Here is a 24,530-nt window from a genome sequence, read left to right as displayed (position 1 = left end):
ACAAATATACTGAAATACTAAAACAGTTAGTATTTAATGCTAGTTTTGCAACTATGCCCCTGTACCTTACAGCCATCCTGCCTCCCCCCCGTCTAGCCGAAGAGATTGACGAGATCAGAAAGGAAATTTCCGTCAAGTATCAAGTCTTTGCTGCTCTAAAACCACCTGTGCATATCACACTTTATCGTCCGCTGGATGTAGCAGCTAGCGAAGAGAGCCGACTGATAAAGCTTCTGAAACCAATTGGTGCGAGTCACGCTCCATTTCCCCTACAATTAGAGAACTTCGATTCGTTCAACAACAAAACGCTTTTTATTAATACCCCTAAATCCCCGGCTATCGCTAATCTGCAGAAGGACGTTTCGAAAGTATTTTATCAAAACCAGGTAGACGTGCCCGAAATGAAAGGGAACACATCCTTTCATCCGCATATAACTATTGCTTATCGTGATGTTAATCCTGGCACTTTTAAGACAATATGGGAAGAATTCAAAAACCGCAAGTTCAAACGAAGTTTTGATGTAGAGCAATTTAGCTTATTGAAGCATGATGGAAGAAGGTGGAACACCTTTGCACAATTTCCCTTGTGCAGGCCCACTGAGTTAACACTGTTCTGAACCACATCCTACCGCTCACCTGTCAGTATTCACTAAAATTCCTATTTTAGCGATCGACCATAAAATTTAAATAAACATAGTTCCTGTAATTACTGTCTATTTAAACAATCAGCTGTTTCATCACCGGTTTCACCGGATAAATTAGAAAAGATGCGTTTAGGATTTATCTACTACCTGCTTCTTCCATTGTTTCTTCTGCTCGCCTGCAACGATGGAAAGAGAGAAAAGGAGCTTGAAAAGAAAGAAGCAGAACTTGAAAAAAAAGAACAGGAACTGATTCTTCGAGAGAAAAACTTGCAATTGAAGGAACAGGAGCTGGCAAAAGCCGATAGCAGCAAAATCAAAGCCGATACTTCCGTTTACAGCGCCGACCTTCCGGGAAGATGGAAGGTTCATATGGTATGTATTAACACCACTTGTCCTAGTTCCGCCATTGGAGACACAAAAAATGAGGAATGGGTTATCGCTTACGAAAATCAGAAAGTTGTAGCCCGGGCGATGGTAAATAATAAACTGGTTCGCTTATATTCCGGAATCTATAATGGAACAACCCTCAATCTTACCGCCCAACCTGCCACGGAAGAGCCCCAACAAAGTACTGAGATGGTTGTGCAACTGCATCTAACTAATCCTACCCGCATGGAGGGCCGAAGAGAGATAACAAGGGAGGAAGGGTGTACAATAGTTTATTCGGTAGAATTGTCGAAATAGCAAGAGAAAGCCTGATATGATTTTACTTACAGAACTGGACTTCTCTCTGCCGCTTAAAAATCCTGTGGTTATTTTTTCGCTGGTGCTTTTTATCATCTTGTTTTCGCCAATTTTGTTTAACAAGATAAAGGTTCCGCACATCATAGGCCTAATTCTGGCCGGTGTAATTATTGGTCCGTATGGCTTCAATCTCCTGCTCCGTGACAGCAGTATCGTACTTTTCGGCACGGTGGGCTTAATCTACATCATGTTCACTGCCGGGCTGGAAATTGACATGGAAGAGTTCCGGAAAACAAGAGTTAAAAGCTTGGTTTTTGGTTTGTTTACCTTCCTGGTGCCAATCATCTTGGGAACAGCTGCAGCATATTACATTCTGAAGTTCAGCATTCCTTCAGCAGTGCTATTGGCGAGTATGCTATCGGCACATACGCTACTAGCTTACCCAATTGTAAGCAAGTACGGAATAACACGCATGAAGGCTGTTACCCTCACTATTGGAGGAACTATCATTACGGATATCCTGTCACTTTTAGTGCTTGCGGTGGTTACCGGAATGACCCAGGGAGAAATAGGTGCAGCTTTCTGGCTCCGATTGGTGGTGAGCTGCGCAATATTTGGAGTTATCATATTCCTTGGTTTTCCCCTTATCGCCAGGTGGTTCTTCAAACAGTTTGATGATAATATTTCGCAGTACATTTTCGTACTCGCCATGGTCTTCCTTGGTTCTTTCCTAGCTGAGGTTGCGGGATTGGAGGCTATTGTAGGAGCTTTTTTGTCGGGACTTGCCTTAAACCGCTTCATCCCTCACGTATCACCCCTCATGAACCGCATTGATTTTGTTGGGAATGCCTTTTTTATCCCATTCTTCCTGATTGGGGTGGGAATGCTAGTGGACATTAGTGTCCTGTTTAAAGGGCTCGGGGCGATAAAAGTGGCAGCGGTGATGATAACAGTGGCCGTGCTTTCCAAGTACATAGCAGCCTGGCTCACCCAAAAATCATTCAAACTCAGCAGCAGCGACCGGCAACTAATTTTTGGACTGAGCACGGCACGGGTCGGCGCTTCATTGGCAGTTGTACTGGTGGGTTACAACACAATTCTTGCAGAAACCGCTACTGGTGAACCGATCAGGCTTCTTTCAGAAGACGTATTGAACGGCACCATCCTAATGATTTTAATAACCTGTACAATCAGCTCTTTTACGGTTGAAAAAGCATCCCAAAAAATTGCCTTAAAAGAAGAAGACGCAGTGGTTGAGGATGGTAAATCAAATCAAAAGATTCTGATCTCGCTGGCCTACCCTGACACCGTAGCTGAGCTGGTGGACTTCGGCTTATTGCTGAAACCTAAAAAAAGCGATATACCAGTTTATGCCCTTCATGTGATCAGTGATGAAACGGACAGTGATAAAAGTTTGGCAGTAGGAAAGAAAATGATCGACAGGGCTTTGAAGCATGCTTCTGCCACAGAGAATACCTTGATCCCGCTGACCCGCTTTGACATGAACATCAGCAACGGAATCACCTATACGATCAAAGAGCAAAACATCAGCGATGTGCTGATCGGGTTGCATCAAAATTCGAATCAGGAAGATTTCTTAGGACCCGTTGCTGAGCGAATCCTTGAAAGAACAAGCGAGACGATTTTCATATATAAGTCCATTCAGCCCTTCAATACCTTAAAGCGGATGGTTGTAGCTGTACCGCCCCACGCTGAATCAGAACCGGGATTTGTTCACTGGCTGAATAAGCTGGGAACAATTGCCAAAGAAGCTGGACTACCTATAGTGTTTTACGCAGCAAATGAGGCCCTCGAGCATCTGAAGAATCATTTTAGCTCCAGCTCTGTTAAGGTCGACTGCAAGCCTTTCCACAATTGGGACGACTTCCTGATCTTCAGCAGAGAACTGAAGCAAAACGACCTGTTTTGGATTATCTCTTCCCGTAAAGGGCACATTTCCTATGTAGAGCAGCTCGAGAAGCTCCCCTACTATCTTTCTAACTACCTGACAAACAACAGCTTTATTATCCTATACCCGAAACAAATGGAAACAGACATGCTGGGAGGAGAAACATTCATCGAGACGATCTCCGATAAGATCAATGTGGTTAATAAAGCCGGGTCATTCCTGAAACGCTTATTCAGAAGAATTTAAGAAATACGGCGTATACCAATGGCTTCAGTTCTCAGAGATTGGAGCCATACTGGTACTGTATATCACGCCCTTCTCAGCCATTTCCTTAGTGTTACCCGACGCTTGTACATTGCTAAAAGTATTCGTTACAATGCCTAGCCAGCTCATTCCAGCTTTACAAAGGTTTTTCCTAAGAAAAATATCGGAGCTACCCGGTAAAGACTCCAGACGAATGCAAAATGCATTCGACCAGATTGTGTTTCCTTCGACAGTGATATTGTTTACTACCCGGCGCGCGCCGTAAGTACCAACAACTATTCCGGAAGAATTACCGGTGGCAGATCTGGTATCAATAGAATTGCCTACTACCCGGATATTATTCAGGTTATAGCCTCCGTTGCCCATTAGGATGCCAGAAGCATTTTGGCCCTTAGACTTCACACTATTTCCCTGGATAAGTACATTAGTACCATCTTCTGAAAAACCCGGAGAAATCGCGATGAGTCCGGCGGATATTGTATTGTTCAATAAGCGATTATTGCTCCCAAATATCTCAAGACCACTTCTCTGGTTTCCATTGCCGCCAGTCAGCACATTATTACTGATCTCAGTATTTTTAAAATAACCAGAAATACCGTTGCCCCCGCGGTTTTGCGGGTCGTTAAGTTTGTTATTTGTGATTTTAGAATCACTTACGTAGGCTGCAGCACATTCAATAGCAAACTGAATCCCTTTGGTATTATTAAACGTATTTTCAAAAATCTGAACATTGATATTTTCCTGACTCTGAAGTTGAATAGCTGGAGAATTAGGATTTTGAGTTCCCCAATTGGAGAACACGCACTTATTAATCGTCACGTTCTTGGTTCCCCGAAGCTCAATGGAGGTTCTTCCCGCTAAGGGAAAAGTGCAGCTTAAGAACTTTATATCGGTAACGGGAGTAGCATTCAATCCTTTTATCTGTACCACCCCACGGTCTCTTCCTCCTTCAAACGTAACATTTTCAAAATCGAGACCCGCTACTCGGTCATGCACAAACAGGGCGACCAGGTCTGCTCCGATGTTGCCTGGCTGATTCGCATTTAATTTCAGATCCTTTAACTTAATATTACTACTTCCGGAAGTAATCCTAAAAACATTTCTCTTAGCAGCGATGCCATCGGTAAGAATGATCTCAGTAGAAGCGCCCTTCCCTACGATGGTCGTATTGGAGGGTATAAGAAGTTCGTTGGAAATAATAAAACGGCCTGCTGGCAAATACAAAGCTTGTTTACTGGCAGCTGATTTATTAATAAGATCCTGCAGTTCTGCTCTTTTATCAGGAGTGGTACTTGAAATTACGACCGCAGCTGAAGTATGGTCATTTGCACTAGGCGTTTCTTCCGTTGAAGGTTCTGCCACCGCTACCATAACTTCTGAATCCTTTTTACAGGAAAAGAGAAAAACAAGAAAAATAAAGGCGAAAAAGTGGTTCACCCTTCCTAAACTCTCACACATGATCAGCTTTACGAGAGTTTAGACGTCTTTGTTACAACAAGTTATTTCATCGTACAGACAAAAAAAGGTTGCCACTGGATCTTGGGATCCAACTGGCAACCTTCGAAAGGTTTTATAATAAGAAAGAAATTCTAGCGGTGAATTACTTCTGCACGGCTATTTTCCCATTCCCGCTCCAGATACTGAGCATCTTCTGTGCTGCGCGGGTGTACACCTAAAACTATTCCACCTTCTTTGATTCCAGACTCGTATTCCCTTGCGTGTTCTTCAGGAATGCCTGAACCAATCAAGGCTCCAATTATTCCGCCGGTTAGTCCGCCAGCACCTGCTCCCGCCAAACCAGCGGCTAGCGGTCCTGCAACTACCAGCCCCAATCCCGGAATTGCCACAGCTGTACCAATAGCTGCAATTGCACCGATGATTGCACCTGCTGTTCCACCAATAGCAGAACCGGCTCCGGCTCCTTCCATTGCTTTGTTGCCCAGGCTGGAGTCTTTATCGGATTTTTCAAATTCCCTCGTACGGGTTTCATCAGACATCATCACGGAGATTTCGTCCTGACTGTAACCCTTGTTGATTAAAGAATTGTAAGCACGTTCCGCACTTTCTCTGTCTCTGAACATCGCGGTCAGCATGTGACCAGAATTTGTTCTGTTTTCCATAGTGTTAGATATTTAATTATAACGGCCCTAAAGCCGCACCTTCTTAAGCAAAAAGCTAGCCACAATAAAGAAGAGACCTGAGTCGCCAGGCTCATTCCGCAAGTGTTCCCGACCAAAAGTTTGATAGTCAAAATGTTGAGAAGATTAACGGCGAAATAATCTTTAAGGCGATACAACAAGCAACGCTGCGCCGGAAAAAAGACTTATAGCGTTTTTGCCGAGCAGGTACTTCTGCCTCAGCTCCCTATCCAGTCACTCCTAGCTCCCATCCAAACCTCCTATCACCCTGCCTTCACTCGGCTAAGGATCCAGGATGAGTCCACCCTTTTCCGCAAAAAAGTGGACTCAATGTGGACTCGATGCGGAATCAACGGAGAGACATAGGGAACTTGGCCGAGACTTGGACCAGCTCGGGCTAGGAGACGGGGCAGATAAAACAAGGTCGGGACAGCAGAAGTGCAACGATCAGGCAGTTAATTCGGACTGGAGAGACGAAATGAAAATATTCCTACCCCCTTAAGTGTTCAAACACCTTTTTTTTGGGGGGCAAGTCACATTCGAGCCTCTAATATAACACGTAAACAATCAATTATAATTCTGTCTGTCGAAAATACAAATTGAAAGAAACTGAATACACCTCGTTTGAATATCCTGCGGCTCAAGGCAGTACCGAAGGCTGACGCTTAAAAAACTAAGAAGAAGTTCTTTGGACGAAGTAGAAATATTTGTTTTTGAACCTTATAGTAGTGGCGTCTTATCCGTCACGACTCTCCTATACGGTTTCCGTTCGTCAGACCAGCGATGTATCTTCAACTTCCTTCGGATTTCGAACCGCCCGCCCCCTGCTGTTCAGCAAATAATCCCCCTGCCCAGCCGATAGAGGACTTAGATCTCCTGGAAAAAATTACGCCTCGCCGGGCGCACAATAAAAAAGCTCTCGATGGGCGAGAGCTCAAACTAACCAATTATAAACCTAAATATATGAAAGGAGCTGTAGGAGAAGGAGTCGAACCTTCAAGGAGTGGTTTGCCCATTGCTGGATTTCCCAAAATCTCCGCCACCGAGACAAGGAGGTGTGTCTGCCAGTTCCACCACCCTACAGTATTTATTTCTGTTTTAAAGAACTGATACAAACATAACGACTTCTATAATAACTTGCAAATATTTTAACAAAAAAAACTTTTTCATATCAGTTTCGCAAGAACAACATGATACCGTTGCCAATAATATCAGTGATTCAGAAATTATAAACCGATTGATAAATAACAGGGAAGCTAACCAGGGATTTAAAAAAAATAAAGCTCTCGATGGGCGAGAGCTCAAACTAACCAATTATAAACCTAAATTATATGAAAGGAGCTGTAGGAGAAGGAGTCGAACCTTCAAGGAGTGGTTTGCCCATTGCTGGATTTTCCAAAATCTCCGCCACCGAGACAAGGAGGTGTGTCTGCCAGTTCCACCACCCTACAGTATTTATTTCTGTTTTAAAGAACTGATACAAACATAACGACTTCTATAGTAACTTGCAAATATTTTAACAAAAAAAACTTTTTCATATCAATTTCGCAAGAACAAAACAATACTATTGCCAATAATATCAGTGATTCAGAAATCATAGACCGATTGATAAATAACAGGGAAGCTAACCAGGGATTTAAAAAAAAATAAAGCTCTCGATGGGCGAGAGCTCAAACTAACCAATTATAAACCTAAATTATATGAAAGGAGCTGTAGGAGAAGGAGTCGAACCTTCAAGGAGTGGTTTGCCCATTGCTGGATTTCCCAAAATCTCCGCCACCGAGACAAGGAGGTGTGTCTGCCAATTCCACCACCCTACAGTATTTATTTCTGTTTTAAAGAACTGATACAAACATAACGACTTCTATAGTAACTTGCAAATATTTTAACAAAAAAAACTTTTTCATATCAGTTTCGCAAGAACAACACGATACTGTTGCCAATAATATCAGTGATTCAGAAATCATAAACCGATTGATAAATAACAGGGAGCTAACCAGGGATTTAAAAAAAATAAAGCTCTCGATGGGCGAGAGCTCAAACTAACCAATTATAAACCTAAATTATATGAAAGGAGCTGTAGGAGAAGGAATCGAACCTTCAAGGAGTAGTTAGTCCATTGCTGGATTTCCTGATTTCTCCGCCACCGAGACAAGGAGGTGTGTCTGCCTGTTTCACCATCCTACAGTATCTGTTGCTTTGTTAAAGAACTGGTACAAATATAAGGTGACCTGGATCGTTTTTGCAAATTTTTCAACAAAAATTAACAACTTTTAACATTTCGAAAACACAGAGCAAAGTTCAGTACCAATATTGGAACAAACGACAAAAAATCGCTGCTTTAATTGTCAACTTTACAATTTCTTAAACTTTTTGAATTCGAATTTATTGTGGAGAGTCAAAATCTTTTTAAAAAAATAAAGCCCTCGATGGGCGAGAGCTCAAACTAACCAATTATAAACCTAAATTATATGAAAGGAGCTGTAGGGGAAGGAGTCGAACCTTCAAGGAGTGGTTAGCCCATTGCTGGATTTCCCATGATCTCCGCCACCGAGACAAGGAGGTGTGTCTGCCAGTTTCACCACCCTACAGTATCAAAACATCCTGTTAAAGAACCTTTGATACAAAGATAAAATGCCGGTCTATATTTTGCAAATATCATAAGAAAAAAAAGAAGTTTTTGCACTTCAGTCAAAAACAAAGTACCACATTATTAAATTGTTAATAGACCTTTAAATTAGGGTGACTTTTTTGCGATTCTTTCAAAACTCCACCCGCATTGTCCTATTCGAGTTTCAACTTCTCCGCGGGATGTTTATACTACTTCGGGCTGTATCTCCTCCCTCTTCTGAAGTTCCCTCGATGTTTTCGGCGTGGACTCCGGGAATTGCCTTATCCTCTTCCCTCTCCTCGCTTCCAGTACTTGCTGAAGATTCATCTGCTGACACGTCTGAATAGCGGTCCTGCAGATCCTGTGTATCCTCTAATGACGTACCCTCTACATTTTCCGCATGAACTGTTTGTACCCGACCATGCTGTTCATTTAAATTTTCCTGATTTTCCATCGGCGTCTGTTTTCACTACCGCTGCAATTGTCATACCGGAGTTATATCAGTCCCCTAATTTCCTAATCCCTATAATCTAAGTACCTTTGCGCCTGTTATGGCAAAAGTTTCAATAAATATCGCAACAGGCTCAATTCAAAAAGAGGAGATAATTGTAGGCATCGATCTTGGAACCACCAACAGTCTGGTAGCATTTATTAACCCGGAAGGAAACCCTCAGGTGATTAATGATGCAGGCAAGGGACTATTAGTACCATCGGTGGTGCATTTTAACCCGGATGGAAGCGTAGTTGTAGGAAACGAAGCCAAGCAATTTCTGATTTCTGATCCACAGAACACCATCTTTTCGGTTAAAAGATTGTTAGGGCGATCTTACCACGATATAGAGAATTACAAAGATTTCTTCTCTTACAAGGTCATCGATGATAACTCTGAAAGCCTGGTAAAAATAAAAGTAGGCGACAAATTTTTTACGCCGATAGAACTTTCATCATTGATTCTGAAAGAGCTGAAAGAACGGGCGGAACATGCACTGAAGACACCGGTTAACAGAGCCGTTATAACGGTGCCGGCATACTTCAACGACAGTCAGCGACAAGCAACCCGCGATGCCGGAAAACTTGCAGGACTTGATGTTCTCAGGATTGTAAACGAGCCGACTGCTGCTAGTTTAGCCTACGGCATCGGATTAAATCCGGAAGAAGAAAAAACAATAGCAGTCTACGATCTCGGTGGGGGAACGTTCGACGTCTCCATTCTAAAAATCCAAAACGGCATTTTCGAGGTGCTTGCTACCAACGGAAACACATTTTTAGGTGGCGACGATTTCGACCGTGCAATTGTTAATTACTGGGTCGAACAAAATAATTTGACAGATCATGCCTCCGATGCCTCACTGCAGCAAGCGCTACGCCTAAAGGCTGAGGAAGCTAAAAAAGCGCTAAGCACCCAAAACCTGTACAATGATCAAGTAGCAGATATACCGTGTGCCATTACGCGGCAAATGTTTGAATCGCTGATCGCGCCTAAGGTTGAAGAAACAATTTTGGCTTGCAAGAATGCCTTGACGGATGCTGGCCTGAGTCCGGCGGATATCGATGAAGTGGTGATGGTGGGAGGTTCAACACGCACTCCCCTGGTGAAGCACAAAGTGTCGGAGTTTTTTGGGAAAGCGGTACATGATAAAATAAACCCGGATGAAGTGGTGGCGCTTGGAGCAGCTATTCAGGCAGATATTCTGGCTGGCAACCGTAAAGACATTTTACTACTCGACGTAACTCCCCTTTCATTAGGAATAGAAACCATGGGAGGATTGATGGACGTGATCATCCCGCGAAATTCAAAAGTACCCACTAAAGCCGGCAGGCAGTACACCACCTCCGTAGATGGTCAGGTGAACATGAAAATATCGGTTTTCCAGGGGGAACGTGATCTGGTCAAGGAAAATCGAAAACTTGCAGAATTTGATTTGAAGGGAATTCCGGCGATGCCCGCAGGCCTGCCGAAGGTAGACATCAACTTCCTATTAAATGCGGATGGTATCCTAACCATACAGGCTATTGAATTGCGGTCTGGAGTAAAACAAGAAGTAGAAGTAAAACCAACTTACGGGCTTACAGACCAGGAAGTAGAAAAGATGCTATTCGATTCTATTACTCACGCCAAAGATGATGTGGCCCACCGGATGATCATCGAAGCCCGAACCGAGGGAGAGCAGATGGTGTATACGGCGGAGCGGTTCCTGGAAAAGAATGGAGCTTATCTCTCTGTACAGGAAATAGCGGATAGCCAGAAATTTATTCAGGACTTAAAGGAAGTTTTGAACTCTGGCGACAAGGATCTTATCCATAAAAAAATAGACGAACTGAACGAGTTTACCCGGCCTTTTGCTGAACGTGTCATGGATCAGGCCATTGCACAAGCAATGAAGGGGAAGACAATATAGATAGAGCGGTTTTAGCGTCTACCAGGTTAAATCTTAAAAAATGTTAAGGCAGGAACTGTTAACTAAATAATTAGTTGATATTTCCTACCTTAGCTTTTATGAAAACCTTACTAAGCCTTCTAACATTCTTGACCCTGTGTACAAGCACCCTCCAAGCTCAATCTTCCGGTGGAAATAACGAGTACCTACTTGAACTGCTGCAATCTCAAAACTATAAGGAAGCCGCTGAGTACCTGGAAAGAACATCCGACCCAAAAGATCAGAAAAGTATTTCCCGACTTGCCTACTGCTATATGATGGCTGGGAACCTGCCGGAGGCCGAAAAGCGCTACAAACATTTACAGGAACTAGATTCCACCAATACAAATGTCCTTTACAACCTCGCGGTGATCAACGAGAAACGTGGAAATTATCAATTAACGAAAACCTACTATCAGAAGATTACCGAGCAAGACTCTACCAACTTTTTCGTCTACAAGCGCCTCTCCTTCATTGCCGAGCAGTTGAAAGACAACGCGCTTCAGTTGTCAGCCCTCATGCGCGCGAACTATTTGTCGCCTAGCGATCCAGACGTGGCCTACGACCTTTCGAGAACCTTACGAGCGAACGAACAACTCGAAAAGGCTGACTCGGTGATTGACGTAGCACTGGCAGCGGACTCCCTTAATCTTTTGCTTACCCGGGAAAAGATGAAAATAGCTCACTGGATGAAAAAAAGAGAGTTAGCCCGGGACGTAGCAAAACGAGCAGTGGCACTGTTAGGAGATAAATCAGGCGAGACCATAAGCATCCTCGCGCAATCCTACTATCACCTTAATCAGTTTAAGGACTGTATCAACACCTATAACCTGCTGGAACAGGAAAAGCTGGGCAATGAAATTTCTTTTTATTATACTGCCCTCGCCTACAGCAAGCTGAAGGACTACAATAACAGTATTGAATATCTTCACAAGAGTATCGACGATGGCATTTCGGACAATATTAGTCTCTACTATCAACAGCGGCGGAGAACTTCGAAAAGCTGGAAAAATATTCAAAAGCAATTCAGATGTACAAAAAGGCAGCAGAGTACAAGGCGTATAACAGTTATAATTACAGTATTGCCCGCTTGTACGATGGCCAGATGAAAGATTACAAGAACGCCAAATCCTATTATAAGCTATACTTACGTAACTACAAGGAAGAAAAATCCGATAAAGAGATCTACCCTTTTGTTGTGAAGCGGGTTCGGGAACTTGAACAGTTTTAGTTCAGACTATCCTCTGCCCATCAACCTCGCTACGTATTTACCAATAATATCAAACTCCAGATTTACCGACGTACCTGGCTTTACATTTTGCAGGTTCGTATGCTCGTAAGTGTAGGGAATGATTGCCACAGAAAAACGTCCCTCCTGAGAGTTTACAACGGTAAGGCTAATCCCGTTGACACAGACTGAGCCCTTCTCGACGGTTACATTCCCTTTCGACGGATCGTACTGAAATGTATAAAGCCAGCTTCCGTCCATCTCTTCTAATTCAATGCACTCAGCCACCTGATCCACGTGCCCCTGAACAATGTGGCCATCCAGTCGCCCATTCATTTGCATACAACGCTCCAAATTAACCAGATCTCCTTCCTTCAGCTTTCCAATCGCCGACTTATCCAGCGTTTCCTGAATAGCGGTTACCGTATGCGTGTTTCCGCTTACGGAAACCACCGTGAGACAAACGCCGTTATGAGCTACAGACTGATCTACCTTTAATTCCTGAGAGATCTGCGAAGTTACCGTAATGTGGAGGTTTCCCTTATCGGATTGAAGAAACTGAACCTTTCCCAAGGTTTCTATGATGCCAGTGAACATGGGTCAAATTTACATAATTAAAACGACCAGTTCCCAAACTTCCCCTGCCGGTAATCGTCATAGGCTTGCCTTATTTCTTCATGCGTATTCATCACGAACGGGCCTTGAGCTACCAGTGGCTCATTTAAAGGCTCAGCGTGGCCAAAAAGTAATATACTGTCGTCTATCGCATCGATCTGTAAGTTTCCTGAACCCGCTCCAAACTCTACCAGCTGATGTATGCTCGCAAGCGCTTCATTCACCCTCAACTCGCCCCGGATGACATAGAAAAAGATGTTGTGATTTTCAGGAACAGTAAGATGAATGCTGCCTCCCCGGTTAAAGAATATGGTGCTTAAGTGGAGGTCCAGATGCGACTCAAAAGCTCCTTGTACGCCTTCCAGATTCCCCGAGACGAGATTTAGAGTCACCTTACCATCATCCAGCGTAAGTTTGGGAATGTCTCCACTTTGCAGCCCCTTATAAAAAGGTTCTGTCATTTTCAACCGGGCCGGCAGATTCAGCCAGAGCTGTAATATCTCCAATCCTCCCCCCTGCTTCTTGAACTCGTCTGATGATACCTCAGCATGGATAAGTCCCCTCCCTGCAGTCATCCATTGAACACCTCCTGCCGTTATAACACTTTGATGCCCTCCGGTGTCCTGATGCATGATATCTCCTTCAAGGATAAAAGTTACTGTTTCCATTCCCCGATGTGGATGGGGACCAAAAGGTAGTCCATTATTATTAGGAGGATAAACCTGATGACCGTGGTGATTCAGAAAAAGAAAAGGATCAACCTGATCGATGGATCTGTTAGGCAGGGCTGTATACGTGATAAGCTCTCCAATAGGGGAAAAACTGGCATTATGAATCGCTTTTACTGTTCTCATACAGCATAAATTAATCTAAAAATATTTTGTTTCTGCATAAAAAAAATTCACATCAGACTATCCAAAACCTTAAAAGCTTCTGTATAAAGGACCTATCTCCAGTTAAATATTTTATAAGCTATTGCTAAATCTTTTTTATTAATCTTGTGTTACATGTAAACCAAAAACAGCTGCCAGTCCAGCTGTTCCCCTTTTTATTTGTTTATATGTATTTTTGGGGCACAACTTTATGCTAAGACAGAATTTACAACAAAAGTTACTTCAGAAACTATCTCCACAGCAGATACAGTTTATCAAATTACTACAAGTACCAACTGTGGCCTTAGATGCACGGATTAAAGAAGAGTTAGAGGAAAATCCTGCGTTAGAAGATCTGAGCTTAGCGAATATGAACGAGCCGGTGGAGCAGTATCCTGATAAGGATCCTGATGACGACTCAAACTTTGAGGGAGAGGAAAGCGGAGACGATTTCGATGAATTTAATATAGACGACTACCTTCAGGAGGATAACGTTAACGAATACGGATCAAAATACGATCAAAATGGTGATGATGAGGACGATCGAAAGGAAATCCCTATCGCCATTCAAAACTCGTTTTATGAAAATCTTCAGCAACAGCTGGACCTGGTTCCTTTGTCAGATAAAGACTTCGTCATTGGCCAACAGATTATTGGAAGTCTCGATGACGATGGCTACCTGCGCCGGTCAATCACGTCCTTAATCGATGATCTCGCCTTCTCTCAAAACGTTTTTGCGGAAGAAGAAGAGGTAGAGGAAATGCTCAAAGTAATCCAAGGCTTCGAGCCAGCAGGAGTTGGTGCGAGGGATTTGCAGGAGTGTTTACTTATCCAGTTACGTAAGAAAGATCAGAACAACCCGGTCATTCACAAGGCCATCGAAATTGTGGAGAACCACCTGGATGAGTTTACCAGAAAACATTACGATAAGCTGGAGCGGATCCTGGGCATGGACTCCGAGGAACTCCGCGAGGTGGTGAACGAAATCCTGAAATTAAATCCTAAGCCAGGTGACTCGAGTGAGGTTAATACCAAACAGCTACAGGTCATCCCTGATTTTCATATTTCCAACAACGACGGAACATTAGTATTGACCCTAAATGCACAAAATGCTCCTGAACTTCGCATCAGCCGATCCTACCAGGAGATGTTTGAGCACTATGATAAGGCATCCCAGAAGGATAAAAAACTAAAAGAAGCGGTCCAGTTTGTGAAGCAAAAACTGGATTCTGCAAAATGGTTCATCGACGCCATCAAGCAGCGCCAGCAAACCTTGCTTAAGACGATGAATGCTATTATGCACTATCAGTATGATTATTTCCTTACTGGTGATGAGCGCAATCTGAAACCGATGATCCTGAAGGATATTGCAGACCGCATCGGCATGGACATTTCTACAGTTTCCAGGGTTGCTAACTCTAAGTACGTTCAGACTGAGTTCGGAACGTTCCTGCTGAAATCATTCTTTTCTGAGGCCATCCAAACCGAAAGCGGTGAAGAGGTTTCGAACAAAGAGGTGAAGAAGATCCTGGAGGAATGTATCGGTAAGGAAGACAAACGTCACCCACTTGCGGATGAGAAGTTGGCGGAAATTCTAAAAGAGAAAGGTTATAATATTGCCCGAAGAACGGTTGCGAAATACCGCGAGGCAATGAATATTCCGGTAGCGAGGTTAAGGAAAGAGCTATAAACCGAGCTCTTTCCTCTACCAGTTTCTTTGCGGGCAAGTCACCTTGTAGCGGTTGTTCAGCAATAAGCCCAAAATAATTTCATGAGATCCGTTGCTTACCGTCTGTAAATCGGAAGTTGTAAAATCATAAGCATAACTTAAATTGAGCAGGTGACTAACGTTGAATCCTGCAAGGACTGAAAAAGAGTCGTCCTGGCGATACCCTCCCCCTATCCAGAATTTATCCTGAAAAGCAAGCTTTAAATTGGCATCAAAAACCATTGGTGAAGAGGCTGTTTTAGCAAGCAATACCGAGGGAACGGCTGCAATATCCTCCGACATAAATAATTTAACACCTCCCGTAGCGATATATTGCGGCAAGGCATCGTCAAAAGCAGACTCCATATTAGAGGAAGAAGTTAGTCTGATCCCCAGAAGCTGTTGCCCGGAAACTCCAAAGAAAAACCTGGAACCATAAAACCAAATGCCAGCGCCCAAATCGGCTTTAATCCTTGACCCAGCAGCAGCTAACACTGCAGGATCGGGGCGGCTTGGATCTCCAAGTTCTACATTGGAGGAGTTAAATGCATGTCTTGTCAAACCAGCTGCAACCCCCAATGAGAGGTTCAATGATTCAGAAAGACCCAAATGGTACGCATAAGTCCCATTTACATTAAACTGGTTAATCGGCCCTGATTCATCAAACGTTCCATGGAAGCCAATGCCGTGGTGAGGTTCAGAAGCTCGATAATACTGGGTGTAACTCCTGCTCATCCGGTTGTTTCCATCGGAAGAAAATGAGGTGGCATTGCCATAAAGGAAATTCTTACCGAGGGGAGCGTGAAGAGATACAAAGCTAGTGACGGGGGCGCCTTCCAGGCCCTGCCACTGCGTGCGATGGCCTGCCTTTACATCGATATAATTTTCAATCCCTGTAATTGCAGGATTCCAGAGGTAGTTATTGAAGATAAATTGGGTGTACAGCGGCCGCTCTTGCCCCTGGACAGAGCCAGCGAGAAATAATGCGAACAATATGGGTAGAAGTAATCTCAAATTTTCACCAATTAGGATTATTAACGAACAATGCTTACATAACCTGAAACCGGTTTTCTACCACTTTTAGGCTCAATAATATAGTAATAAGTTCCTGCAGGTAAGTCGGCGCCGTTTGCCCTTCCATCCCAGGGATTTGGATAGCCTCTCGAGCTAAACACTTTCCGGCCCTGCCGGGTAAACACATCCACTGAACTTTCCGGATATTCATTTAGAAAATCAATTACCCAAAAATCATTCACCAAATCGCCGTTCGGAGTAAAAGTATTTGGAACTTTTAACTTTTTCAACACTTTAACTTTCACAGACTCCCAGGCTATACAACCTTTGTCTGATACAACCTCCAGCCGGTAAGTAATATCTGCCTCAGGCGTAACACGCGGATTAGGCACATCCGTACGGTCTAAATAAAGGGCCGGAGACCATAAATAACGAATAACGTTATTGCTGGCCTGCGCACTTAGCTGCAAAGTTTCCCCTTCCAACACGTACACTTCTGTTAGCGTATTGAGTGCAGGTGTGGGAAATAGTTCAAGTTGGAGGGTTTCGCTAACAGTACAACCTGCAGCCGTGAAGCTGCACGTAATGGTATGTTTTCCCGGACCTGCTGCTGCCGGATCGAATATACCCGAAGCTGAAACTCCACGACCGGAGAAGTGATAGGTACCCTGGAAATTATGTTTTTCAAAAACCTGGAGCCTGAACGGTTTGGAATCCATACAAACCGCTGGCGGCTGATCGATCTGAAGTTCCGGCAACCCTTTCACCATCACCTGCAGTTCTGTAGCATCCACACAGGAGCTACCAGAGTAAGCAAGTAACCGCACCGTATACTGCCTGGGCTGAAGTTCATGATGAACGGGGTACTTGTGACTGACCACTTCCGAAAATTCCGGATCATCATCCACCAATACTTCTTCAGGTTTTGTAGCATCAAAATACCATTCCAGCCGGGTTATTTTCCCAAAACCAACAGTAGACTTATTGATAAAGCTAAAGGCCTGGTTGCTGCACAGCTCCGTAGGACCTTGCGCTTGAAACACGGCCACGGGATTTTTTCCATTGACCGTAAATTCTTTGCTGGCAGTAAATGAGCAACCTGTGGCAGAGGTGACGGTTAAAGAAACCGTATAAACTTTCGCTTCGGTATACCTGTGGGATGGATTTTTCCGGGTATTATTAATCGTCACCGGCGAACCGTCTCCAAAATCCCAGAGATAGGTAAACTGAGCAGCTGTATTATTATCGATGGTGGAAAGGTCCGCGAAGATGACCTGGTCATCAACACAAGCTTTTGGGAGGGCAAAATCTACCTTTGGCTTAGGACTAATGATGACTTCTTTCGTCACACTGCTCCGGCAGCCGAACTCTGTTTCCAGCAGCAGCTTCACGTGATATACGCCGGGCCGACTAAATAAATGAGTAGGATGCCGGTCCTCGCTAGTATTCGGATTATCCGGTGTAGCATTTGGGTCGTTAAAATCCCAGCTCCACTTGACGATACTTCCATTGCCCGCCGAAACCGAAGACAAGTCGGTAAACACTACTGGTTGTCCTTCACAAGCCTGAGCTGAGATTGAAAAATTGCCACTTGCATTATCTTTAATTGTTATCACGTGTTCCACAAAGGCTGGGTCGCAAGTCGATTCATTTTGTATTTGCAACTTCACGGTGTAAGTGCCCGCTTTGGAAAACACATGGGTAGGATGCTGGATGCTTGAAGTATTCGGACTAGCGCTGGTGGCATAGGGATCCCCAAAATTCCAGCTCCAGGATTTGATAGCTGGCCCCAAACCGTCACTTGCATCGGTGAATACTACCTCGGTACCCAGGCATGCAATTTGAGGGAAGGAGAATTCAGCTTTAGGGGAGCTATAAATGGAAAAATCGGACACTAGTTCCTCCGTGCTTCCACAGCCATCAGCCAGGGGCTTATTGGCGGTAACTTCTATCGAATAATCGCCCACCGCATTAAAACTAATCGGCGAGTTTGGATACTGATAAACATAATACTCCTTTCCTTCCCGAATTACCGTCCCGGATGGAGACGGGTTGTTAACGACAAGGGGAGTGCTCCCATTTCCGAGGTCCCAAACCAATTTATTAGTGGCATACAACAGATACACCTTCATATCAAAGAGCTCACCGATACAACCGTTCGCTTCTACCCGGTTGGTTACCTTACTCTCCGCCTCAATAGCCAAACTCTTCACGTTAGCTCCCGCTGCATAACCATAGGACTCAGCCTGACCGAATCCGTATGCAATGGCATTGAATCCACGATCGGCGGACAAGGTGTGGACCCCTTCTCCCACCGAAATCTGGGCATAGGAATATGTTGGATTATTAGGAATGGGTGTGAAACCTCCTGTGTATGGACTCCCGTCCAGGCGCAGACTGCCCGCCGCTGCCGTTTCGATTACGACATTTACAAAATGTGCCTGAATATTGTAATATCCGGAAGAATACAAGGTGATTTTTTCGAGGGTTTGCTCGATAGGATTCAGATAGATCATTTCAGGATCCCCGTAGGGCTCGCGAAGGGCGGTACAATTGACATTTTGGTTTTGGGTCACAGAATACTGGACCACCTGAATAGATTTATCAGACTCTACGTAGTTAGCACTTGTAGAAGAAAACTCGAAGTAGAAATTGTTAGTAAAAGAACTTGCTGGAATTACTGTCCCATTTAATTTCACAGAGGCGGACGGGTCGCTCTTTATGATTCTATAAATATCATAATTCCTTTCTTTCAGTGGCGCAGTTACAAAACGCTTTCCCCAGGCGGCAGTAGGATAGAGCTGCTGAAAAAGATTATCTGAACTTCTGGTGTTGGAAGAGCATCCGATAGCGATTTTCCCACTTCCCGAAAACACGGCAATTCTTTTACACGGCTCTCCCGTGGTACTGATCGACCGGATCTTGGAGCCCGTTAAATCTACGCCGTGGTGGTCATATACCGGCGTTCCGTCCTGCCTCGTTCCTATTTCTGTCCGGCCTGTACTCACCCCCAGCACCTGATAAACCTGCCCCCGGTTCAACCTGATGCTGTAGGTCTGACCCGCCGTCCAGCCGCCTTTCGTATCTGCAGAAGGAGTGACTTCCACCTCGGTATTATCCTCCACTCCTACAATGAAGAAATAAGAATGAGCATTATTATCGTTGGACGTTTGCTGATAATTGATTGAATAATATTCACGACCAAGCGTATTTACCGGCAGGATCAGAGAAGCCCCGGAAACAGCCTGATTATAAATATGCGAATAGACCACAATCGGCCTGGCTGATGTTACATGAATTCCTAAATCGTACGCTCCCTCATCCTTCAAATAGGCTTCCTGAGGAATGTCAACCACTGTGATCGAATTAGCAGTAACACTGAAGGCGGAAGCATAGCCAATCCCGGGAATTTCCACCTGGCCCGTGGTGTTTACGTCGGAGGTTATGTACAAAGCCATGCGCTGCGACATATTGCTAAAGCCCTGCACATGATTGCCATAGCCCAACCAGAAATCCTTTCCCTTATTGGAGGTGTTTTGACCTAAGGCACTATCAGAAGAAATCAAAAAAAGAATGACCACCACACAGCCCCACCACACAAGTTTTTCGGAGGCATTTCTAGAATTCATGGCTAGCTATCAGACCGCATTAAAACGGCTTAAATCCAACCAATTATACCTAAATATGTTTTAACATCCAATAAAAAACCTGCACATTTTCAGCACGTTCTTCTTTAGCCTCGCCGCTAGTGCACACCCAGTCGGTACTCCTCCTGATACAACTGCGAGTCAGTATAAATAGCTGAAAGAACATCTTCTCCACAACCTGAGGCTATGATGCAGCGCTCTGTAGTCAACAGCTGCTTCTCCATTTCGATATCGATGGATTTGCTTACATCGGCGATACTGTTTTTGAACTCCTGTTTTAGTCGCTTCCTCTTAATGGCTTCAATAAACTTGATCACCTCCTTCTGATTCTCGAGTATCAAACCCGGTACTGTAGTGGGCTTATTATTATCTCCAATTGCTACCATCGTAAAATAGCTGATGTTAGTGTGTTTAACAGAGTGCGTTTTAACATTCTCTGCTACTACGCGGATCCCCACCACTACTGAGGTTTTGCCGACATAATTTACAGAAGCATGAAAGGAGACCAGTTCTCCTACCGCAATTGGGGCCAGAAAATCCACGGCGTCGATCGAGGCGGTGACACAATAGGAGTTTGAATGTTTTGCAGCACATACATAGGCCACCTTGTCCATCAAAGAAAGGATGATCCCCCCATGAATATTGCCTTCAAAATTAGCATAGGAAGGAACCATTAGTTCGGTGATAATGGTTTCAGAATAACGAACGGGCTTAAAGTCTTTTGTAAGCATACTTTTGTTTCTTTTTGTATAAATTTTACAATACCTGCACTCTATGGCGCAGAAATAAAACACTCAAAACAAAAGCGACTTTTAAAAGAGACTACACTTGCAAATAAGCCTCTGTATTATCACCTTTTTTTGTTTTAAGTTGTTAAAGCAATAAATTATTTCAAAATCCAACCAAAATGCGACCTCGGAAACTATTTGAAATTAATTTCAATATCAAATATAGAAAAATAATCGACTTTATTAACTGAAAAACCAAAAAACACCTCAATAAAAACCTTTCTCCTCGAAAGACCGAATTCCTCCTGAGAGGATGAATTTATTACATTTGCTCCTAAGTCAAAGTCCCTGCTCCCGTTGCTGGCATATAAATAGCAGTAAGCTTATCATCAGAAATTATGCAGAGTTTAACATCCAAAATATATAAGAATACCTTCACTGAAACTTTTGAAGGAGATGAGACAGGCAATCTAACGCCCAGGCAGACACCGGGGGTTTTATACAGTAAGGCCTTGCCGAGCCCCGTAGCGGCGCCTAGGTTACTAGCATGGTCAGATGAACTAGCCACAACACTGGGAGTGCAGAAACCGGAGACGCCTGAAGATGTAGCCGTACTGGCGGGAAATTACGTTACGCCGACCATGCACCCATATGCTGCCTGCTATGCAGGACACCAGTTCGGACACTGGGCGGGTCAGCTGGGCGATGGCCGTGCTATCACTCTGGGAGAGTGGGAAGCCCCGGATAAGCGCCTTTGGGAGTTCCAGCTGAAGGGAGCGGGACCAACACCCTATTCTAGACGGGCAGACGGACGTGCCGTTCTGCGTTCATCCTTACGGGAGTACCTCATGAGTGAAGCGATGCATTACCTTGGTGTCCCTACAACGAGGGCACTAAGCCTGGTAGCAACCGGTGACCAGGTAATGCGCGATATGTTTTATGATGGGCGTCCGGAGTACGAACCGGGAGCCATTGTGATGAGGGTAGCGCCCAGTTTCCTGAGATTTGGAAACTTTGAGATGCTAGCCGCGAGACAGGAAACCGAACATTTAAAGCAACTGGTTGACTGGACCATCAGTCGGTTTTACCCACACATTCAGGGTGAAAACAAAGTACTTCAGTGGTTTCAGGAGGTGGTTGACAGGACAGCCACGCTGATAGTAGAGTGGCAACGGGTAGGTTTCGTCCATGGAGTAATGAACACGGACAACATGTCCATCCTAGGACTTACTATTGACTATGGCCCCTTCTCTTTCGTGGATGAGTACGATCTCAACTTTACTCCAAATACTACTGACCTGCCGGGCAGACGCTACGCCTTCGGCAAGCAGGCCTCCATCGCTTACTGGAACCTGGGATGTTTAGCCAATGCACTGGTTCCCCTGTTTGATGGCACTGAGGAGCTGGTGAAAGCAATTGAAAGCTTTAGCGATACTTATTGGGAGAGGTACTATCTGATGCTTGCGTCAAAGCTGGGGCTGGATCATGTGCGGCCAGAGGATATTCCGATGTTTGACCAATTAGAGAAATTCCTTGATACCGTAAAACCGGATATGACCATTTTTTTCCAGGAACTCATTGATCTGGCGGAGGCTACGGAACCTATCGCTCCCCTTGCACATTTCAGCAGGTCATTCTATCGTGAACCAGATCCAGTGGAAAGAAACATACTGCAAGAGTTTATTGAAAGCTACCGTCAACGATTCGCCAGCAATACCTGTAGCAAGGAGGAGTCTCTTGCCAGGATGAGAGAAACGAGCCCGCGGTTTATCCCACGAAACTATCTGCTTCACCAAGCCATCGAGGATCTGCAGAAAGGCGATTCAAAGCTATTTGACAGACTGCAAGAGGCTATAAAAGAGCCCTATTCGAATAAGTTTGACGAATTCTTTTTGAAACGTCCGGACTGGGCCAGTAACAAAGCCGGCTGTTCGATGCTTTCCTGTAGTTCGTAGCGCTTCTTAAACATCTTCAACTTCCAGCGGCAGGCTGAAAGAGAACGTAGATCCTTCGCCGGGAGTGCTTTTGAGCCAAATGTGCCCCTGCTGCCGGTGAATGATCTCTGCGGAGATATAAAGCCCCAGACCAAGTCCGGAAATATTGTGCTGCGCCTCATCCCCCACCCGGTAAAACCGCTTGAACAGCTTTTCCTGCTTTTCGGGTGGCACGCCTAATCCAAAATCCTGCACAGAGCATATTACTTCCCCGTCCCGCTTCTCAACAGATACAATCACTTTGTCTTTTCCCGGGGAATACTTAACCGCGTTAGTTACCAGATTGATCAGAACCTGTTCTGTTCGCTGCCGGTCACCGAAGCATTCTACCAGCTCTTCCTCGTTAACGATGATTTGGTGAGAACAGGTTCTTCCTACCTGGGTAGCCACCTCTGCAACTAACTCATTAAACACGTACCTTTCAAGACGTAGCTTCAGCTGGCCGCCCTCAATCCGGGTTAGGTCGAGCAGATCGTGAATAAGATGAGACAGGCGTACAATTTGCACCACCATCTTTCGAAGCATTACTGCTGCTACGTCGTCGCCACTTTTACCGAATTTTCGTTCCAGCACTTGAGCAAAAGCCTTTAGAGAAGTTACAGGAGTCTTAAGCTCGTGGCTCACCACGCTCAATAATTCATCCTTCTTCTTTTCAGACTCTTTGCGTTCGGTGATGTCCAGGGTGGTCCCCAAGAGCCGGACGGCTTCACCCGACTCATTTCTGTACACTTCCGTCGTCAATCCAATCCAGCGCAGTACCTTATCCACTCTGATAATCCTGATTTCCACGCTCATAAACCTTTCCACTTTAGCCCGCTCCAACGCTTTCAATATCACTTCCCGGTCCTCCTCCAGAACGTGACTCATAAAGCGCTCCATATCCCAGGAAACCTCTGATGAGTCATAACCAAAAATGCGATTCCCAGTACCGGTGGTGATGAGGTCTCCTGAAAGAAGATCCAAATCCCAAACACCCATTTTAGATGCTGAAATAGCCAGACGCAGTCTCGATTCACTATCTTCCAGCTTCTGCTTCAGTCGCACCTGCTCCGTTACATCCTGAGCGATGGAAATGAGGCTATGTACACTCCCATCGAGGTCGTGGAGGGGCTCGATCACCAGGTTAATCCAGGCCTGCTCTGAGGAAGTTAAAATAATAGGAGTTTCAAAAGCAACAAAAGTATTCCCAGACGTATATACGTCTGAAAAAACCTTCCGATACTCCCCGGTTTCATCCGGGAGAAGGTCAAAGATGGATGTACCTATCGCTTCCTCCTCTGTCAATCCCCACATCTTACAGAAAACAGGATTAGCCATTTCGACCAGAAATTCCGGACCAAAATAAACGGCAATAGCTACCGGGGCCTGTTTCAGAAAAGACTCAAGACGACGCCGGTAGTTCTCGCCGGCCTGCCGGGCCGACTCTTCCCGCTCCGCAGCTTCCTGAGAGGCTGTGTCGTCTACAGGTGCGTGTAGTATGAATTGAATATCTCCGGTACTCCCAAAAATCGGAGTATTTACCGAACGCCAGCGCTTTCGCTCTGCTCCATTTATTACCCAGACGCTCGAAGTCTCGGCAGAAGCTTCTACAGTTTCTTTCCGTTGCAACACCTCCTGCAGGACGGTATCTAACTCGCCCGCAGTGGGTACATCAGGGCTGTTTAAGCTCAGGGGAAATACTTCATATATACTTCTCCCCAAAATGGTGTCGCGGGTGGCGCGAATTGAAGACAGGAATTTTTGATTAACCGCAGCCACAGAGAACTCAGGTGAATTAGCATTCAACAGCAGAAGCGGGCATTTTGCAGCCTCAAAAACAGCTTTATAAATTTCCAAACTAACCCCGGAGTCGGTAGATGAGGCAGACATAGGAGACTGAATAAGGGTTCCGTTAGAGAACACCTCAGTTTAAAATAAGTTCTCGTTAATTAAAAGTAAAGGTTAGTTTTAACCTAGTAGTTAATTGTCAGAAGGACAGTTTTCGGCTACACGAAAAAATTTCTCCCAAACTATTTTAAACCCCAGGATGCGAAACAAAAGACGCGTAAACGAACGTT

16 protein-coding genes and 4 tRNA genes are annotated in these 24,530 nt (G+C 44.6%); 7 read left to right on the top strand and 13 right to left on the bottom strand.

Annotated features, from left to right (window positions below; genetic code table 11):
• Window positions 1–53 precede the first annotated feature (53 nt).
• The 3 genes from J4N23_RS11725 (at window position 54) to J4N23_RS11715 (ending at window position 3,483) form a co-directional block, all read left to right on the top strand.
• The gene (locus J4N23_RS11725; protein WP_207427467.1) at window positions 54–617 is read left to right on the top strand and encodes a 2'-5' RNA ligase family protein; all 564 of its coding nucleotides are present in this window, start codon (window positions 54–56) and stop codon (window positions 615–617) included.
• A 150-nt stretch (window positions 618–767) separates the two neighbouring features.
• Window positions 768–1,328 carry a hypothetical protein gene (locus J4N23_RS11720; protein WP_207427466.1) on the top strand — a complete coding sequence of 187 codons (561 nt, stop codon included), beginning with the start codon at window positions 768–770 and terminating at the stop codon, window positions 1,326–1,328.
• 16 nt (window positions 1,329–1,344) lie between these two features.
• Entirely contained in the window at window positions 1,345–3,483 is a 2,139-nt protein-coding gene (locus J4N23_RS11715) for a cation:proton antiporter (RefSeq protein ID WP_207427465.1), read from the top strand.
• Window positions 3,484–3,507: 24 nt separating this feature from the next.
• On the opposite strand, the gene J4N23_RS11710 is transcribed toward J4N23_RS11715, so the two are convergent.
• From J4N23_RS11710 to J4N23_RS11680, 7 genes are all read right to left on the bottom strand, one after another.
• Window positions 3,508–4,959 (bottom strand): right-handed parallel beta-helix repeat-containing protein, encoded by a 1,452-nt coding sequence (locus tag J4N23_RS11710; RefSeq protein ID WP_207427464.1) that lies wholly within the window; start codon window positions 4,957–4,959, stop codon window positions 3,508–3,510.
• A gap of 131 nt (window positions 4,960–5,090) precedes the next feature.
• The gene (locus J4N23_RS11705) at window positions 5,091–5,621 is read right to left on the bottom strand and encodes a hypothetical protein (protein ID WP_207427463.1); all 531 of its coding nucleotides are present in this window, start codon (window positions 5,619–5,621) and stop codon (window positions 5,091–5,093) included.
• A gap of 991 nt (window positions 5,622–6,612) precedes the next feature.
• A tRNA-Asp gene (locus J4N23_RS11700) sits at window positions 6,613–6,722 on the bottom strand.
• A gap of 258 nt (window positions 6,723–6,980) precedes the next feature.
• A tRNA-Asp gene (locus tag J4N23_RS11695) sits at window positions 6,981–7,090 on the bottom strand.
• A 259-nt stretch (window positions 7,091–7,349) separates the two neighbouring features.
• Window positions 7,350–7,459: transfer RNA gene (locus J4N23_RS11690), tRNA-Asp, on the bottom strand.
• 661 nt (window positions 7,460–8,120) lie between these two features.
• A tRNA-Asp gene (locus tag J4N23_RS11685) sits at window positions 8,121–8,230 on the bottom strand.
• A 204-nt stretch (window positions 8,231–8,434) separates the two neighbouring features.
• Window positions 8,435–8,704 carry a hypothetical protein gene (locus J4N23_RS11680; protein WP_207427462.1) on the bottom strand — a complete coding sequence of 90 codons (270 nt, stop codon included), beginning with the start codon at window positions 8,702–8,704 and terminating at the stop codon, window positions 8,435–8,437.
• A gap of 97 nt (window positions 8,705–8,801) precedes the next feature.
• Between J4N23_RS11680 and hscA the strand changes: the two genes are divergently transcribed.
• Both hscA and J4N23_RS11670 read left to right on the top strand, forming a co-directional pair.
• Entirely contained in the window at window positions 8,802–10,649 is a 1,848-nt protein-coding gene (gene hscA / locus J4N23_RS11675; RefSeq protein ID WP_207427461.1) for a Fe-S protein assembly chaperone HscA, read from the top strand.
• 98 nt (window positions 10,650–10,747) lie between these two features.
• Window positions 10,748–11,776, top strand: a complete 1,029-nt coding sequence (locus J4N23_RS11670) for a lipopolysaccharide assembly protein LapB (RefSeq protein ID WP_207427460.1) — start codon at window positions 10,748–10,750, stop codon at window positions 11,774–11,776.
• Between the two features lie 128 nt (window positions 11,777–11,904).
• Here the strand turns inward: J4N23_RS11670 and J4N23_RS11665 are convergent, their stop codons facing one another.
• Window positions 11,905–12,492 (bottom strand): riboflavin synthase, encoded by a 588-nt coding sequence (locus J4N23_RS11665; protein ID WP_207427458.1) that lies wholly within the window; start codon window positions 12,490–12,492, stop codon window positions 11,905–11,907.
• 17 nt (window positions 12,493–12,509) lie between these two features.
• Window positions 12,510–13,364: a pirin family protein gene (locus J4N23_RS11660; protein WP_207427457.1), complete on the bottom strand. Its 855-nt coding sequence runs from the start codon at window positions 13,362–13,364 to the stop codon at window positions 12,510–12,512.
• 229 nt (window positions 13,365–13,593) lie between these two features.
• Between J4N23_RS11660 and rpoN the strand changes: the two genes are divergently transcribed.
• Window positions 13,594–15,072, top strand: a complete 1,479-nt coding sequence (rpoN, locus tag J4N23_RS11655) for an RNA polymerase factor sigma-54 (RefSeq protein ID WP_207427456.1) — start codon at window positions 13,594–13,596, stop codon at window positions 15,070–15,072.
• A 15-nt stretch (window positions 15,073–15,087) separates the two neighbouring features.
• Here rpoN and J4N23_RS11650 read toward each other — a convergent pair whose 3' ends face one another.
• The 3 genes from J4N23_RS11650 to J4N23_RS11640 all read right to left on the bottom strand — a co-directional run bounded on the left by J4N23_RS11650 (window position 15,088) and on the right by J4N23_RS11640 (window position 20,482).
• Window positions 15,088–16,104: a type IX secretion system membrane protein PorP/SprF gene (locus J4N23_RS11650; protein WP_207427455.1), complete on the bottom strand. Its 1,017-nt coding sequence runs from the start codon at window positions 16,102–16,104 to the stop codon at window positions 15,088–15,090.
• Window positions 16,105–16,124: 20 nt separating this feature from the next.
• Complete coding sequence (locus tag J4N23_RS11645; protein WP_207427454.1) at window positions 16,125–19,733, bottom strand: PKD domain-containing protein; 3,609 nt, start codon at window positions 19,731–19,733, stop codon at window positions 16,125–16,127.
• A gap of 116 nt (window positions 19,734–19,849) precedes the next feature.
• Window positions 19,850–20,482 carry an acyl-CoA thioesterase gene (locus tag J4N23_RS11640; RefSeq protein ID WP_207427452.1) on the bottom strand — a complete coding sequence of 211 codons (633 nt, stop codon included), beginning with the start codon at window positions 20,480–20,482 and terminating at the stop codon, window positions 19,850–19,852.
• Between the two features lie 395 nt (window positions 20,483–20,877).
• Here J4N23_RS11640 and J4N23_RS11635 point away from each other — a divergent pair, with 395 nt between their 5' ends.
• Window positions 20,878–22,434, top strand: a complete 1,557-nt coding sequence (locus J4N23_RS11635) for a YdiU family protein (protein WP_207427451.1) — start codon at window positions 20,878–20,880, stop codon at window positions 22,432–22,434.
• 6 nt (window positions 22,435–22,440) lie between these two features.
• Here the strand turns inward: J4N23_RS11635 and J4N23_RS11630 are convergent, their stop codons facing one another.
• Window positions 22,441–24,342 (bottom strand): ATP-binding protein, encoded by a 1,902-nt coding sequence (locus J4N23_RS11630; RefSeq protein ID WP_207427450.1) that lies wholly within the window; start codon window positions 24,340–24,342, stop codon window positions 22,441–22,443.
• Between the last annotated feature and the right edge of the window lie 188 nt (window positions 24,343–24,530).

This window comes from Pedobacter sp. SYSU D00535 (genome assembly GCF_017355855.1).
Classification (GTDB): Bacteria; Bacteroidota; Bacteroidia; order Sphingobacteriales; family Sphingobacteriaceae; genus Desertivirga.
The sequence above is the reverse complement of the archived record's forward strand: the minus strand, read 5'-3'. Positions and strand labels throughout refer to the sequence as shown.

Coding starts and splice junctions, on each gene's coding strand:
- J4N23_RS11630 (WP_207427450.1), bottom strand. CDS start 24,342: ATGTCTGCCTCATCTACCGACTCCGGGGTTAGTTTGGAAATTTATAAA.
- J4N23_RS11640 (WP_207427452.1), bottom strand. CDS start 20,482: ATGCTTACAAAAGACTTTAAGCCCGTTCGTTATTCTGAAACCATTATC.
- J4N23_RS11715 (WP_207427465.1), top strand. CDS start 1,345: ATGATTTTACTTACAGAACTGGACTTCTCTCTGCCGCTTAAAAATCCT.
- rpoN (WP_207427456.1), top strand. CDS start 13,594: ATGCTAAGACAGAATTTACAACAAAAGTTACTTCAGAAACTATCTCCA.
- J4N23_RS11725 (WP_207427467.1), top strand. CDS start 54: ATGCCCCTGTACCTTACAGCCATCCTGCCTCCCCCCCGTCTAGCCGAA.
- J4N23_RS11720 (WP_207427466.1), top strand. CDS start 768: ATGCGTTTAGGATTTATCTACTACCTGCTTCTTCCATTGTTTCTTCTG.
- J4N23_RS11670 (WP_207427460.1), top strand. CDS start 10,748: ATGAAAACCTTACTAAGCCTTCTAACATTCTTGACCCTGTGTACAAGC.
- hscA (WP_207427461.1), top strand. CDS start 8,802: ATGGCAAAAGTTTCAATAAATATCGCAACAGGCTCAATTCAAAAAGAG.
- J4N23_RS11645 (WP_207427454.1), bottom strand. CDS start 19,733: ATGAATTCTAGAAATGCCTCCGAAAAACTTGTGTGGTGGGGCTGTGTG.
- J4N23_RS11710 (WP_207427464.1), bottom strand. CDS start 4,959: ATGTGTGAGAGTTTAGGAAGGGTGAACCACTTTTTCGCCTTTATTTTT.
- J4N23_RS11660 (WP_207427457.1), bottom strand. CDS start 13,364: ATGAGAACAGTAAAAGCGATTCATAATGCCAGTTTTTCCCCTATTGGA.
- J4N23_RS11635 (WP_207427451.1), top strand. CDS start 20,878: ATGCAGAGTTTAACATCCAAAATATATAAGAATACCTTCACTGAAACT.
- J4N23_RS11705 (WP_207427463.1), bottom strand. CDS start 5,621: ATGGAAAACAGAACAAATTCTGGTCACATGCTGACCGCGATGTTCAGA.
- J4N23_RS11680 (WP_207427462.1), bottom strand. CDS start 8,704: ATGGAAAATCAGGAAAATTTAAATGAACAGCATGGTCGGGTACAAACA.
- J4N23_RS11665 (WP_207427458.1), bottom strand. CDS start 12,492: ATGTTCACTGGCATCATAGAAACCTTGGGAAAGGTTCAGTTTCTTCAA.